Origin of the sequence: Erythrobacter ani (assembly GCF_019204025.1) — a bacterium.
Taxonomy (GTDB): domain Bacteria; phylum Pseudomonadota; class Alphaproteobacteria; order Sphingomonadales; family Sphingomonadaceae; genus Erythrobacter; species Erythrobacter ani.
The window spans coordinates 284,401-297,824 of sequence record NZ_JAGSPB010000002.1 but is presented as its reverse complement, the minus strand read 5'-3'; the positions used below and the strand labels follow the sequence as shown (position 1 = coordinate 297,824).

The following is a 13,424-nucleotide window of genomic DNA, read 5'->3' as shown; positions in this document are numbered from 1 at the left end:
CTGCCCTCACCACATCGTTCCGGCGCGCGATTTCGCGGTATGCAGATCTTCGCGCGAAATGCGGTCCCAGAACCGTCCGCCCACCATCTGTTCGGCATCGTAGGTCTTGACCAGAAAGCTGCCGAGTTCCTCCGTCTGACGCTTGTTCGGGATTTCGAAGGTCCACAGCCGGAACCGGCCGCGCCTGTTTTCTGTCAGCACGCTCTTCATGAAGGCGTGCGGGACCGGGACGCTGATGCCGAAATCCTCCTGATCCTTGCCGATCCGTTCGACCTTCTCCCCGAAATAGAACACAGGGCAGGTCAGAACGTAGGTCTCCAATGTGCTTTCGCGCGCATCCAGTTCGCGAATTTGGTTTTCCAGCCTGGCCCAGATGCCGCGATTGAACTGCGGTTTCATCGGCGACATGTTGGATAGCAGGAAAGTCTCGGAATTCTGGATGTCCTGCAAATCTTGATTGGCGCTGGCGACGAGGTGTCCGCGGTCGAAGCCGCTGCCCTTGTAGGCTTTCAGGCCTGCCCTGAATCGTTTGGGAATGCGGGTATCAGCGCGAAAATTGTCGAGCCGTTCGACCATGGCCATTTCATTGACCAGTTCCCTGTCGCGGTTGATGATCTCCAGCGTCCACTTGGCCTGACGGAAATACCATGAATAGCCGATACTAAAATGCCTTCCGGTCAGGATCTGGTCGCATACCGGTGCGCCGTAGCGCAGCTCGCGTTGCATCTGGAATGGATCGTTCGGCACGGTTTTCTCCCCGATCGGAAGCTAGATTTTCCCCGCCGCTTACGCAAACATCGCACTCAACCGGTTGCAACTGCAACTATCCCGCGATAATCAGCAGAGCGTTAGACGCCCGGTGCGGAGAGGCGCTTCTGCGGAGGTTAGAAGCGGGTGCCCGCCGGTCTGATATCGGCTCCAGCCTTCCTTGGAGCGTTATTGAGGAAGGATGTCCGCATGACGGATGCGATCGACGCCACCGAAACCCCTACACCGCGCCGCAAACCCAAGCCGGAAAAGACCAGCATCGGCGGGCGAGAGCTGAAGCCTTCGACCCTGATGATGGGCCACGGTTTCGATCCGGTCCTGTCCGAAGGTTCGCTGAAACCGCCGATCTTCCTGACATCGACCTTTGCCTTCCCCAGCGCCGCCGACGGCAAGCGCCACTTCGAAGGGATCACAGGTCAGCGCGAAGGCGGCGCAGAGGGACTCGTCTACTCGCGCTTCAATGCACCGAACCAGGAGATCCTCGAAGATCGCCTCGCCATCTGGGACGGCGCAGAGGATTCGCTCAGTTTTTCCAGCGGCATGACCGCGATCTGCATCCTGATGCTCGCCTATGTCAGCCAGGGCGACGTAATCGTCCATTCGGGCCCGCTCTATGCCGCATCCGAAGGTTTCGTGGCGAAAGTGCTATCGAAATTCGGTGTGACCTATATCGACTTCCCGGCCGGCGCGACCCGCGAAGAGCTGGATGATGTGCTGAAGCGGGCGAAGAAACAGGCGGGAGAGAACGGTGGCAAGGTCGCGATGATCTACCTCGAGAGCCCCGGCAATCCGACCAATGCGCTGGTCGATATTGAGGCGGTGAAGGAAGCGCGCGATGCGAACCTCAAATGGGATTGCCCGATCGCGATCGACAACACCTTCCTCGGCCCGCTGTGGCAGCGCCCGCTCGATCACGGCGCGGACATCGTAGCCTATTCGCTGACCAAGTATGTCGGCGGTCATTCGGACCTGGTTGCAGGCTCGATCGCAGGCGCGAAAAAGTGGATGGACCCGGTACGCGCGCTCAGGAACACGATGGGCGGGATCGTCGACCCGAACACTGCGTGGATGTTGCTGCGGAGTCTCGAAACGGTCGAGCTGCGAATGCAGCGCGCCGGTGAAAACGCCAAGAAGGTCTGCGCTTTCCTGAAATCGCATCCAAAGGTCGACGGCCTCGGCTATCTCGGTATGATCGAGGATGAACGTCAGCAGGACATTTACAACCGCCATTGTCTGGGCGCGGGCAGCACGTTCTCGGTCTTCATCACGGGCGGAGAGGCGGAATGCTTCCGGTTCCTCGACAACCTGACCATCGCCAAGCTCGCGGTCAGCCTTGGCGGCACCGAGACACTCGCCAGCCATCCCGCATCGATGACTCACCTTTCGGTCCCACATGCGCGGCGGCAACAGCTCGGCATCTCGGATAGCCTGGTGCGCATCAGCATCGGCATCGAAGATCCAGACGACCTGATCGCCGATTTCGAGCAGGCTCTGGAACACGTCTGAGGTCTGCCCTACTCTCCCGCCCGAGGGAGAGAGTTATGCCGGAGAGAAACCCTGTATTCCTTGTCATCGGCGCTGGCGCCGGGATCGGAGGGCATGCCGCCATCCGCTTTGCTGCGGGCGGGTATCATGCCGTTCTGGCTCGGCGGTCCGATGAAGCGAGCCTGGGCCGTTTGATCGACCGTATCGAAGAGGAAGGCGGAAGTGCTTCGGGTACGCTGCTGAACGCAGCCGAGGACGGCTCGATCGAGGAACTTGTCGAACGCATCGAGCGCGATGTCGGCCCGATCGAGGCCGCGCTCTACAATCTCGGCGCTCAGATCGGGAACAGGAAGCTGTACGACACGCCGCACAAAACATTCGAACTCGGCTGGCGATTGGGCTGCTACGGTGTTTACCGGCTCGCCCACGCGGTGTTTCCGGCCATGGTCGAGAGGGGCAAGGGGTGCTTGCTCGTCACCTCCGCCACATCTGCGATGCGCGGCAATGCGGGCCAGCACAGCCACGCCGCCGCGATGGGCGGACGGCGAATGCTATGCCAGACCTTGAACGCCGAGTTCGGGCCGCAAGGGATCCATGTTGCGCATTTCGTAATCGATGGAGCGGTGGACGCCCCCGACACGCTGGGCAAACTGCTGGGCGACAAATTCGACGCATTCAAAGCTGCCAAGGGTGAAGAAGGCGTCATCGATCCCGCCCAGATCGCCGAAACCTACTGGCACGTCGCGCAGCAACCGCGCAATTGCTGGACCCACGAGCTCGATATTCGCCCATGGACCGACGTGGCCTGGTGGAACGACAATCCCAATCCGGAAATCGACGGACGCGGGAAGAGCTTTGCGGGCCCCAAGTAGAGACCCGTTGTCGGTGCGCGCGGAGGTCGGCCAGAGGACATAGGGATCGGCCTGTGCTAATCTCTGGTCAGGGCGCGAATTTCGGGAGACTTGTCAGATGGCGATGCCTCAGGTTCGAGCTGCAGGTCCAACGGATCAATCAGCGATCGTTCAGACGATAACATTGGGGTTTGCGGCGGACCCTTTAGCCCGATGGGTTTGGCCTGACGCAGAGACCTATCTGCGTGTCATGCCCCGATTTATCCTTGCGTTCGGCGGTGCCGGCTTCAGTCATTCGAGCGTCTACAAGACCGATTGCGGGTCTGCCGCAGCGATGTGGCTGCCTCCCGGTGTGGAGTCCGACGGCGACGCCATTGAAGTCATCCTCGGAGAGTCCATCGCACCGCAGCGCATGGAGGAAATCGGCTCTTTCTATGCGCAGATGGACGAATTCCATCCGCAAGAGCGCTGCTGGTATCTCCCGTTGATTGCGGCCGACCCGTCGCAGACGGGGCGTGGGCTCGGTGCAGCGCTCATGAAACACGCGATCCAAAAATGTGATGAGCAAGGCCTCCCGGCCTATCTGGAATCGTCCAACCCTCGAAACATTTCGCTCTATGAGCGGCATGGGTTCGAAGTGATGGGCGAAATAAGGACGCCGAACTCGCCGCTAATGACTCCGATGTTCAGGCCCGCGCGTTTGAATTTCGGGACTGCCGCGTAAGCGATCTGGCAAAGAGCCCTTCGAAGGATTGATCGACAAGCCAGCCCGGCTCTCGGGAGGCTTCGGAGTGCCCTACCCTTTCCACTCCCGCCGTTCTTCGGCCTGGCGCAGAACTTCGTACGAAACCTGGATCATCTGAAACTGCTTGGCGGCTTCCTCGTCTCCTGGCTTTACATCGGGATGCACTTCTTTCGCCCTGGCACGGTAGGCTTTCTTGATCGCGCTGAAATCGGCGTCTGCTTCCAGTTCCAAAACCTCAAGCGCGCGCATTTCATCAGCGCTGCGTGAGCCATCGCCTGATCCGGTCCAGCCGTAATGCGACGCCTCGGCGTAACCGGCGCTTTCCTGCTGCTCCGCTTTGGTGCGCTCCGCCTTCTGTTCCTTGTCGAGCCCTTCGAAGTAATCCCAGCCTTTATTGTATTCTGCCGCGTGCTTCTGGCAGAAATACCACCGGTCCGGGCTGTTGGGTGATTTGGGCGCAGGGCACAGTCCCGCTTCTCCGCAGCCATGGCGATCGCATTCCCGCTGGGCCACTGCCTCGCGCGAAGAATCGTAGGACCGCCACCGCGGGAACCCCCAATCGTTGGAACGGCGCGCGCGGCTCAAAAGGATACCCGCGCGATAGGAAGGTGTGGAATGCAGTTTGTCGAAAGTAACACGCGGTCAATCTAGGTCATGTGGCGCGGAAAGCAAAGGGACAGCAGGAAGCGGGAACCAGTTGCGAGACGAAATGTTGCATTGCAACAGTTCGTTTACGACCCGGCGCTAAGTCGGCGTCATCAAAGTGAGAATTATGAGCCAGCAAGTCGCCCTTTCCAGCCTGTTTTCGGTGCTCGCACTTGCGAGCCTGTGCCTTGCGGCTGCAAACGGGCAGTTCGTGGGAGCGGGCGATGCATCGCTGATGCTGGGCCAGACGGTCAGCGTGCAGGCCGAGCTTCCACCTGCCCTGCACGGCTGAACTTACTGCTTTTCAATCAGTTGATGATCACGCTGGCGGCGCGGCGGTTCTGCGCCCATGCCGCTTCATTGGAAGCGAGCGCAACCGGGCGCTCCTTGCCGTAGCTGATCGTGCGAATACGATCGGTCCCGACACCCAGGCTGACGAGATAATTCTTCGCCGCGTTCGCACGCCGCTCTCCCAGAGCGAGGTTGTATTCGCGCGTACCGCGCTCGTCGGCGTGTCCCTCGATCGTGAAGGTCAGTTGCGGGAAGCGCGCGAAATACTGTGCTTGTTCCTGTAGGGCCGCTGCATCCGCGCTATCGACGTTGAAGCGATCGGTATCGAAATAAATCGTCGTCGATGATCCCACTGCATTTTCAAAATGCTGCTGCGTTCCCACAACCGGGCCACTGGGTTCAGCGGTGGTCTCTTCTTGCACTTCGGCAGGTGCCGGCGGCGGCGGCAGTTCTTCTGGTGCCTTTTTCGAGCACGCAGCGAGAGCGGTGGCCGACGCGGCCAAAAGCACGGTCGTGCGGAGCGTATTCCGGGGGAACATAGTCATAAGCGTCATCCTTTCAGTTCGGGGCTGGTTGCCCCTTCAGGAGGTAACAGTTCAACGCACTCAAGGCCGGATCGGTCCCCACGCGGGGTCCGAGGCATCGACAGGCGTGGGCAGCCTGCGTTCGTTCCGGCCCGTCAGGTCGACTTGCCACAGGCCGGAACGTCCGGTGTTCCGCTCCGTGCGGAAGAACTGGATGATCCGGCCATTCGGAGCCCAGGTTGGGGCCTCATCCTGCCATCCGCTCGTGAGAACGCGAAGGTTACGCCCATTCGGGTTCATTACGGAAATATTGAAATCACCGGCGATGCGCGTGAATGCGATCTGGTCGCCGCGCGGGCTCCACTCGGGCGTTGCGCACCGCCCTCCGAAGAAGGTGATGCGGCGCTGGTTCGATCCATCAGCATTCATGATGTAGCATTGCTGGGAGCCGGAGCGATCGCTTTCGAATACGATCCGTGAACCGTCGGGCGAATAGGAACCGCCAATATCGATACCCGGCGTATCGGTCAGCCGCACAACTTGCCCACCTGTCACCGGGACACGGTAAATGTCGGTGTTGCCCGCGACTGCCATCGAAAAGAGAATATTACGCCCATCGGGCGACCACCGGGGTGCGAGCGTCGGATTGCTGTTCTCGGTCACCAGCTGCTGCTTGCCGCTGCCGATATCGTAGACATAAATGCGCGGGTTTCCATCGACGTAGGACAGGTACATGATCTTCGAATAGTCGGGCGAGTACCGCGGCGTGAGCGCGGTTGCGCTGCCAAGCGTCAGGAAGCGATGGTTTGCCCCGTCGCTGTCCATCACCGCCAGCCGCTTGACCCGATTATCCTTTGGGCCGGTTTCCGCAATATAGGCGATGCGGCTGTCGAAGAACGGGCTTTCGCCGGTCAGCCGCGCGTAAATGAGGTCGGAGCATTTATGCGCCGCGCGCCGCCAGTCCGCGGGGCGCACGACCCAACCTTCTCTGATGAGTTCGTCCTGCAACGCGACGTCATAGAGATAACAGCCCACAACCAGCCGGTCATCGTCGCGCGCGCGGACGTATCCATGCACAAGCATCTCTGCCCCGCGCCCGCTCCAGCTGCCCCAACTAGGCGCGGTGATCTGGCCGAAACTCGGCTGAGGCAGGCTGTCCGGCCCGACCGGCTTGAACAGGCCGTTATTGCGCAGGTTCGCGGTAATGACGCGGGCGACTTCGCGGCCCAAAGCGCCGGTGCCATCGGCGTTGGCTGGGGTCGGCTGATCGCGATCAGTCGCGAAAGCCGGGATCGCAACGCCGATATCCGTCCAATCGCTTTCATCGGTGACCGTGAAGCTCAGTCCGCCTTGATCGGCCTCCTCTCCCGAAGCCTCGACTCCGGTGGTCTCGACAGGACCGCCTTCGCCCAACGGTTCACTCAAATCCTCGCTTTGCGCGAAGGCCGCAGCCGAAAAAGCGGCGGCAAACAGTGATAGAGCAAGAAGGGTCGGTTTCATCGTGACAGGTTCCTATCGAAGCGGGCGCCGCGGATCGACTTCCACGCATTGTAATATTCGTCGGGCAGGTCAAAGGGTGCGGCGAGTTGCACGGCGCGGATCGCGCGCTCGGCATGGAGCGACTTTTGCGCGAGATTGGCGGCGTTCTCGCCGCTTTGGCGCAGAACGCGCGGACGGCCTTTCAGCGAGCCGTCTTCGTTTAGATCGAAAGCCAGCTCGGTCACCAGCAGTTCCGCATCCACGCCGCTCGGTGCATTCCAGTGCGGGCGGATTTGCCGCACGATCGCCTGGATAATCGAAGCCTTGGCGCTCGGGCCGATATCGGACGCGGGAATGCGCGTTTCATCGGTCGAGGTCGAACTTCCGCTCCCGGGCAGAAAGTCGCTGCCAACCCGGCTTCCCCCTCCGCTCGGCGCGTTGCGCGCAGGCGTTTCTGCGCGGTCGGGGCGCGGGCGGTTGGGAGCAGGATTGGATGGCGCGCTCGTCGTGCGAGTGGTCGAAGGCGGTGATGGCGGCGGTGTTTCCGCCGCTTCGGACGGATCGTTTTCCGGCCGCGTTCCAAGCTCTTCACCCAGTACCGGAGCAATGGCCGTGCGGCTTTCGGCGACGGGATCGGGCGCGGTCGCCTCCAGCCCGATATCGGTCGCGAGGCTGACGGTCATCCGCTCGGGCAGGATCGCGGTTTGATCGCGGACGGGTTGCAGCACGAGCAAGGCCACCACGCCGACATGCAGCGCGACCGCGATCGGGATCGCAACCCGGTCTTCGCTTCGCAAAAGAGCGCTCTCTCCCATACTCAGCCCTTGGCTATGGCTCCGTGCCTGAACCGCTGGTGACCAGCGAGATCGAAGTGAAGCCGGCACGGTTCAGTTCGCCGAGCACCGCCATGGTGCGCCCGTAATCGACCGCGCGATCCCCGCGAAACACGATCACGGGCTGCTGACCATCAGCACCGCGGTCGATCTGCGCCAGCGCATCGGGGAAGCCGCCAACGGGGACGGCTTCATCCTCGATATAGATGATCCCGTCCCCATCGACCGAAATCGTGATCTGCTCCGGCGTCTGGTCGACGGGATTGGCGCGGCTATCGGGTAGCTCGATCGGAACGCCTACTGCGAGCAGCGGCGCGGTAACCATGAAGATGATCAGCAGGACCAGCATGACGTCGACAAACGGCGTGACGTTGATTTCCGCCATCGGCGCACGGCGCGAGCGGCGGCCCCCGCGTCCGGAAGATGCAAGCCCCATCGCCATCAGCTTCGATCCAGCTCGCGGCTGAGCCCGGCATGCACTTTGTCCGCGAAGCGCTGCAGCCTAGCTTCGTACCGGTTCACGCGGTTGGAGAAGCGGTTATACGCAATCACCGCGGGGATCGCCGCGAACAGACCAATAGCCGTCGCGAACAGGGCCTCGGAAATGCCGGGCGCGACGACCGCGAGCGAGGAGCTTTCCTGCGCGCCGATCTGGAAAAAGCTGTTCATGATACCCCACACTGTGCCGAACAGCCCCACGAAGGGCGCGACCGCTCCGGTTGTGGCAAGGAAGGTGAGGCGGCTTGCCAGCTCGTCCGCTTCTTCGGCGACCTGGCTTTCCATCGCCGCGCCAATACGGTCGCGCGCTGCGCTCCGATCAATCGCAGTGCCGGAGGTCGATTTCTTCCACTCGTCCAGCCCCGCTGCGGCGATGCGGGCGGCGGGCACGTCTCTGCGCTGCTGCTTGGTAAGGGTCGCTTCGCGGTCGCGCGTCTCCCAGAAATCGGCCTGATAATCGCTTGACCGGCGTTCGAGCTTGCCGATCCGCATACTGAACGCAACGATGATGGTCCAGACCCAGATGCTTGCGAGGATCAGCCCCGCCATGACCGCCTGAACGACGATATCGGCATCGAGAAACAGCTCCAGCGGGTCGAGCCGAGTGGAGGGTGCAACGGCAAGAATTTCGAGCGGGATGGTCATTAAGCCTCTTGATCCATGAAGTTTTGAAATGCTGCGCGCCATTCGGCAGGTTGTCGGCGCGGACGCCCTTCCGGTGTTAGAAAGGCCGCGCGCACCTGCGCCGTCGCCAAGATGTCATCCCCGCGCCGCGCGACCTGCTCCATTCGAACGCTGGCTGCGGCGATTTCCGTGCTCACGGTGGTGACCACCACATCGTCATCCAGCTTGGCCGGCTGCACATATTTGATGTTGATCTCAGTCACGGCATACGCGCCTTCGCCGGTCTCGATCGCCTCACGCTGGTCGATTTCCAGCAATCGCAGCAGATCGGATCGCGCGCGTTCGAACCACCGCAGGTAGTTGGCGTGATAGGTAATGCCGGAAAGGTCGGTATCCTCGTAATAAACGCGCACAGCATAAAAATGCTCGCAGCCATCGATCACGCCGCCGGGAGGGGTTGGATTAACCATCTCAAGTGCACCTAGCGCAGCGATGAATCGCTGCAAAGCGGCGTTTGCGATTAGTCACATGAATGGTGGTGAAACGAGTCTCGCGCACGACGAAACTCACTTTCTCGCAATCATCGGCCCCAATGGCTGCCCGCCGAATATGTGCACGTGCAGATGGGGGACTTCCTGGCCGCCATGCGCGCCTATATTCGCCATCATCCGGTAACCCGGCTCGACCAAGCCCTTGCGCCGCGCCACTTCGCCGACTGCCCTCACGAAACCGCCGATTTCCTCGTCGGAGGCCTTCGCCGAAAAATCGTCCCAACTGACATACCGGCTCTTGGGAATAACGAGCGTATGGATCTCTGCCTGAGGATTGATGTCCTCGAAGGCGAAAGCCCAGTCGTCTTCGTAGACCTTGTTCGACGGGATTTCGCCGCGCAGGATTTTTGCGAAGATGTTGTCGTCATCATAGGGGAGCGTGGGGTCAATCGGCATGCTTATTCGCTCCTTCCGGCTTTTTCCTCGAGACCGGATTGTCCCTCGCGCCGCTCCAGTTCGGCGAGGACATGCTCCAGCGAAACACCCTTCGCGCTCAGCAGGACGAGCAAATGAAACAGCAGGTCCGCGCTTTCGCCGACCAGCTCTTCATTGCTCCCCGAAAGCGCCGCAATCACCGCTTCGGTCGCCTCTTCGCCCAGTTTCTGCGCAATCTTCGGCAAGCCCTTTGCGTTGAGCTTGGCGACATAGCTGCTATCCGGCGAGGCAGCGCGGCGCGCCGCGATCGTCTGTTCGAGCCGTTCGAGAATGTCGGTGTGCGTGTTCATGCCCGGCTTGTCCTTCAAAGCCCGCGCGCGGGCAAGCCCGCATCGCGCAGTGCCTTGTGGGCGTCGCTGATCGAATGTTCGCCGAAGTGGAAGATCGACGCGGCGAGGACAGCGCTGGCATGGCCTTCGCGCACGCCGTCGACAAGGTGTGCCAGCGTGCCTACCCCGCCGCTGGCAATGACGGGAATGCTGACCGCATCGGCAATCGTGCGCGTCAGTTCGAGGTCGTACCCAGCTTTCGTTCCGTCGCCGTCCATGCTGGTAACAAGCAGCTCACCCGCCCCCAGTTCAGCCATTCTCACAGCATGTTCGACCGCATCGATGCCGGTCGGCCTGCGGCCGCCATGGGTGAAGATTTCCCATTTCGGTGCTTTCTCTCCCGTCGTCGGGACGACACGCCGGGCATCGACGCTGGCCACGATGCACTGGCTTCCGAATTTCTCCGCGATTTCGGCGACAACTTCAGGCCATTTGACCGCCGCGCTGTTGACCGCGACCTTGTCCGCGCCGGCGAGCAGCAGCGCCCGCGCATCCTCGACCGAAGCGACACCGCCGCCAACCGTCACCGGCATGAAGCAGACCTCCGCCGTGCGGCGCACGATGTCGAGCAGCGTTCCGCGCCCTTCATGCGTGGCCGAGATATCGAGGAAGCACAGTTCGTCCGCCCCCGCCTCATCATAGGCGCGCGCCTGTTCGACGGGATCGCCGGCATCTTTCAGATCGACAAAGTTGACACCCTTCACCACGCGCCCATCGGCGACGTCGAGACACGGGATAACGCGGATGCGGACGGTCATTCAATCCGGCTCCACGGTGCCGGTCAGTTTTTGATCACCGACCAAAATCGCGAGGTTTTCACCTATGCTGAACGCCGGGATTTCCTCGCTGATCATCCCCTTCCACGCAAAACGCACCGAACTCCCTTGCGTCTCGAATTCCGACACTCGCTGGTCGCCGCGAAGAAGCTGGACACTGCCCCTGTTGCTGGGAAGGTTGTGCAAACGCAGGCTGAACCTTTCTTGTCCGTCGCTCCAGCGATCCTGCGACAATTTGCCGTGGTAAATCTTGCGTCCAGAATCTTCGCTCCAGAACAGGCATTCGATATTGAGCGTCTTGAGCACCCCGGGACCGGTAACAATCAAGCTCGAACTGTTCGCGGCCTTCCGCTTCACTACAGCCACAAATACGATACCGAGCACTGCCAGGCCGATCCAGAAAAGCATATCTTCACTCATACCGATACCTAAGCCCTCGCCCCCATCGCGATAGCTGCCGCAAGATCAAGCCGCCCCTCGTACAGCGCCCGTCCGGTGATGACACCTTCGATGCCTTCATGGGCGTTAAGCGAGAGAACGTGGATGTCATCCAGCCCCTTCACACCGCCGCTGGCGATCACGGGAATATCGACCCGCTGCGCAAGCTCCACAGTCGCGTCGATGTTCACGCCTTTCAGCAGCCCGTCACGTCCGATATCGGTGAACAGCAGGGCGGCGACGCCGGCATCCTCGAACCGGCGGGCAAGATCGACGACAGGAACATCGGAGACCTCGGCCCAGCCCTCGGTCGCGACCATGCCGTCCTTCGCATCGACCGCGACGACGATACCGCCTTCCCACTCCCGCGCCATATCCTTGACGAATTCGGGGTTCTTGAGCGCAGCCGAGCCCATGACGACGCGCGCCACGCCGAGATTGAACCACCCTTCCACCGCTTTGGCGTCGCGGATACCTCCGCCGAGCTGCACGTAGCCTGGAAACCGCTCGACGATCGCCTCGACCGCTTCACGGTTGCGTCCTTCGCCCGCGAAACTTCCATCGAGATCGACGACATGAAGATGTTCGGCCCCCGCCTCGGCGAAGAGCATCGCCTGCGCCGCAGGATCATCGCCATAGATTGTCGCGCGGTCCATATCGCCCTCGGCCAGACGCACCACTTCGCCGCCTTTGAGGTCGATTGCGGGAAATACGATCATGGGTTCCACTCCAGAAAACGGGCGAGGGTTTCCAGGCCGTATGCCTGGCTTTTCTCGGGATGAAACTGCACCCCTAGGATATTGCCGCGCACGACGCTCGCGACAAGTCCTTCCCCGTGATCGGTCATCGCAGCGATGTGATGCGGATCTTCAGCGGCGAAATGATAAGAGTGAAGGAAATATGCCTCTCCCTCCTCGACGACCGGATGACCGCGCGCGTGGGGCATTATTGCAACGTCGTTCCACCCCATATGCGGCACCTTGATCGCCGGATCACTTGGAATGATCAACCGGACCTCGCCCGGTATCCATCCCAGCCCCGGCGTGGCGCCATGTTCCAGCCCGCGCGATGCGAGCAGCTGCATGCCCACGCATATGCCGAGGAATGGCGCGCCGCCCATTTCCGCGCGCTCGGTAAGGGCATCGACCATTCCCGGCACACCTTCCAGCCCGTGGGCACAGGCCTTGAATGACCCGACACCGGGAAGGACGATCCGGTCGGCCTTGCGCACGATTTCGGGATCGGCGGTGACCTTCACATCCGCTCCCACCGCGTTCAGCGCATTATGGACCGAATGAAGATTGCCCGCGCCGTAATCGATCAGCGCGACCCGGTTAGCCACTCTTGTTTTCCGCACGCCCCTCCGGGCGCGCGATCCTCGCTAGACGTGCAGCAAAACTGCACCCGCTGCGGGCGGGCGATCGCCCTTGCGGTTGCTCCGCAACCGATTGACTTTTCCTATCCACCAAGCTGCCCCTTCGTGCTCGGGATAGCGTCGCCCTTGCGTGGATCGCGTTCGACAGCGATGCGCATCGCGCGGGCGAAGCCTTTGTATATGCTCTCACAGATATGATGGTTGTTGCTGCCATAGAGAAGCTCGATATGCAGCGTTATCCCGGCGGTCTGCGCAACCGAGTGAAACCAGTGCTCGATCAGCTCCGTGTCCCATTCGCCCAGCTTTTCCTGGGTGAAGCCGGCTTTCCAGACAACATAAGGTCGCCCGGAAATGTCGAGCGCAACCCGTGAAAGCGTCTCGTCCATGGGAGAATAGGCCGCGCCGTAGCGCCCGATCCCGGCCTTGTCCCCGAGCGCCTCCGCAATCGCCTGGCCCAGCGCAATCGCCGAATCTTCGGTCGTGTGATGCTGGTCCACATGCAAGTCGCCTTCGACCTTCATCGACACGTCGATCAGCGAATGTTTCGAAAACTGTTCGACCATGTGATCGAGGAACCCGATCCCGGACGACACGTCGTAGGTTCCGGTGCCGTCGAGATCGACGGCAATCGCTATTCCGGTTTCGGCGGTCTTGCGCTCGATTGTGCCGGTGCGGCGAGGGCTTTCAGCGGTGTTGGACATGGCCGCGCCCTATAACCGCTCGGCGTGGAGCGCAAGCGGCGGCGCGCAGCGGGAGCGACGCAATTGCGGCGAATTC

19 protein-coding genes are annotated in these 13,424 nt (G+C 61.4%); 4 read left to right on the top strand and 15 right to left on the bottom strand.

Translation table 11 applies throughout. The features are described 5' to 3' along the window. Nucleotides 1-6: 6 nt before the first annotated feature. A complete protein-coding gene (locus KCG45_RS08515) occupies nucleotides 7-747 on the bottom strand; it encodes a DNA/RNA non-specific endonuclease (protein ID WP_369410761.1) in 741 nt (246 codons plus the stop codon). A 210-nt stretch (nucleotides 748-957) separates the two neighbouring features. Here KCG45_RS08515 and KCG45_RS08510 point away from each other — a divergent pair, with 210 nt between their 5' ends. The 3 genes from KCG45_RS08510 (at nucleotide 958) to KCG45_RS08500 (ending at nucleotide 3,828) form a co-directional block, all read left to right on the top strand. Beyond that, entirely contained in the window at nucleotides 958-2,274 is a 1,317-nt protein-coding gene (locus KCG45_RS08510; RefSeq protein WP_218316844.1) for a cystathionine gamma-synthase family protein, read from the top strand. Nucleotides 2,275-2,309: 35 nt separating this feature from the next. Continuing rightward, nucleotides 2,310-3,125: an SDR family NAD(P)-dependent oxidoreductase gene (locus tag KCG45_RS08505; RefSeq protein WP_218316843.1), complete on the top strand. Its 816-nt coding sequence runs from the start codon at nucleotides 2,310-2,312 to the stop codon at nucleotides 3,123-3,125. Between the two features lie 229 nt (nucleotides 3,126-3,354). After that, nucleotides 3,355-3,828, top strand: coding sequence for a GNAT family N-acetyltransferase (locus KCG45_RS08500; RefSeq protein ID WP_255548093.1), 474 nt, complete (start codon nucleotides 3,355-3,357; stop codon nucleotides 3,826-3,828). A 72-nt stretch (nucleotides 3,829-3,900) separates the two neighbouring features. Here the strand turns inward: KCG45_RS08500 and KCG45_RS08495 are convergent, their stop codons facing one another. Next, the gene (locus KCG45_RS08495; protein ID WP_218316841.1) at nucleotides 3,901-4,434 is read right to left on the bottom strand and encodes a J domain-containing protein; all 534 of its coding nucleotides are present in this window, start codon (nucleotides 4,432-4,434) and stop codon (nucleotides 3,901-3,903) included. Nucleotides 4,435-4,621: 187 nt separating this feature from the next. Between KCG45_RS08495 and KCG45_RS08490 the strand changes: the two genes are divergently transcribed. Further along, complete coding sequence (locus KCG45_RS08490; protein ID WP_218316840.1) at nucleotides 4,622-4,786, top strand: hypothetical protein; 165 nt, start codon at nucleotides 4,622-4,624, stop codon at nucleotides 4,784-4,786. A gap of 16 nt (nucleotides 4,787-4,802) precedes the next feature. Here the strand turns inward: KCG45_RS08490 and pal are convergent, their stop codons facing one another. From pal to hisB, 13 genes are all read right to left on the bottom strand, one after another. Then, nucleotides 4,803-5,324, bottom strand: a complete 522-nt coding sequence (gene pal, locus KCG45_RS08485) for a peptidoglycan-associated lipoprotein Pal (RefSeq protein WP_218317596.1) — start codon at nucleotides 5,322-5,324, stop codon at nucleotides 4,803-4,805. Nucleotides 5,325-5,390: 66 nt separating this feature from the next. After that, a complete protein-coding gene (tolB, locus tag KCG45_RS08480) occupies nucleotides 5,391-6,809 on the bottom strand; it encodes a Tol-Pal system beta propeller repeat protein TolB (RefSeq protein ID WP_218316839.1) in 1,419 nt (472 codons plus the stop codon). Beyond that, entirely contained in the window at nucleotides 6,806-7,603 is a 798-nt protein-coding gene (tolA, locus tag KCG45_RS08475; protein ID WP_218316838.1) for a cell envelope integrity protein TolA, read from the bottom strand. The genes tolB and tolA overlap by 4 nt, the downstream gene beginning before the upstream one ends. A gap of 13 nt (nucleotides 7,604-7,616) precedes the next feature. Next, nucleotides 7,617-8,063 carry an ExbD/TolR family protein gene (locus KCG45_RS08470; RefSeq protein WP_218316837.1) on the bottom strand — a complete coding sequence of 149 codons (447 nt, stop codon included), beginning with the start codon at nucleotides 8,061-8,063 and terminating at the stop codon, nucleotides 7,617-7,619. After that, on the bottom strand, nucleotides 8,063-8,764 hold the full coding sequence (gene tolQ, locus KCG45_RS08465; protein ID WP_218316836.1) for a protein TolQ: 702 nt from the start codon (nucleotides 8,762-8,764) through the stop codon (nucleotides 8,063-8,065). Before tolQ ends, KCG45_RS08470 begins: the two co-directional genes overlap by 1 nt. Beyond that, nucleotides 8,764-9,213: a YbgC/FadM family acyl-CoA thioesterase gene (locus KCG45_RS08460; RefSeq protein WP_218316835.1), complete on the bottom strand. Its 450-nt coding sequence runs from the start codon at nucleotides 9,211-9,213 to the stop codon at nucleotides 8,764-8,766. The genes tolQ and KCG45_RS08460 overlap by 1 nt, the downstream gene beginning before the upstream one ends. Nucleotides 9,214-9,309: 96 nt before the next feature. Then, nucleotides 9,310-9,690, bottom strand: a complete 381-nt coding sequence (locus KCG45_RS08455) for a histidine triad nucleotide-binding protein (protein WP_218316834.1) — start codon at nucleotides 9,688-9,690, stop codon at nucleotides 9,310-9,312. Between the two features lie 2 nt (nucleotides 9,691-9,692). After that, the gene (locus KCG45_RS08450) at nucleotides 9,693-10,019 is read right to left on the bottom strand and encodes a phosphoribosyl-ATP diphosphatase (RefSeq protein WP_218316833.1); all 327 of its coding nucleotides are present in this window, start codon (nucleotides 10,017-10,019) and stop codon (nucleotides 9,693-9,695) included. A 14-nt stretch (nucleotides 10,020-10,033) separates the two neighbouring features. Then, entirely contained in the window at nucleotides 10,034-10,816 is a 783-nt protein-coding gene (gene hisF / locus KCG45_RS08445) for an imidazole glycerol phosphate synthase subunit HisF (RefSeq protein ID WP_218316832.1), read from the bottom strand. Then, a complete protein-coding gene (locus tag KCG45_RS08440) occupies nucleotides 10,817-11,254 on the bottom strand; it encodes a hypothetical protein (protein WP_218316831.1) in 438 nt (145 codons plus the stop codon). A gap of 8 nt (nucleotides 11,255-11,262) precedes the next feature. Further along, the gene (hisA, locus tag KCG45_RS08435; RefSeq protein ID WP_218316830.1) at nucleotides 11,263-11,991 is read right to left on the bottom strand and encodes a 1-(5-phosphoribosyl)-5-[(5-phosphoribosylamino)methylideneamino]imidazole-4-carboxamide isomerase; all 729 of its coding nucleotides are present in this window, start codon (nucleotides 11,989-11,991) and stop codon (nucleotides 11,263-11,265) included. After that, a complete protein-coding gene (gene hisH, locus KCG45_RS08430; RefSeq protein WP_218316829.1) occupies nucleotides 11,988-12,614 on the bottom strand; it encodes an imidazole glycerol phosphate synthase subunit HisH in 627 nt (208 codons plus the stop codon). Before hisH ends, hisA begins: the two co-directional genes overlap by 4 nt. Before the next feature lie 116 nt (nucleotides 12,615-12,730). Then, entirely contained in the window at nucleotides 12,731-13,348 is a 618-nt protein-coding gene (hisB, locus tag KCG45_RS08425) for an imidazoleglycerol-phosphate dehydratase HisB (RefSeq protein ID WP_218316828.1), read from the bottom strand. Nucleotides 13,349-13,424: the final 76 nt, after the last annotated feature.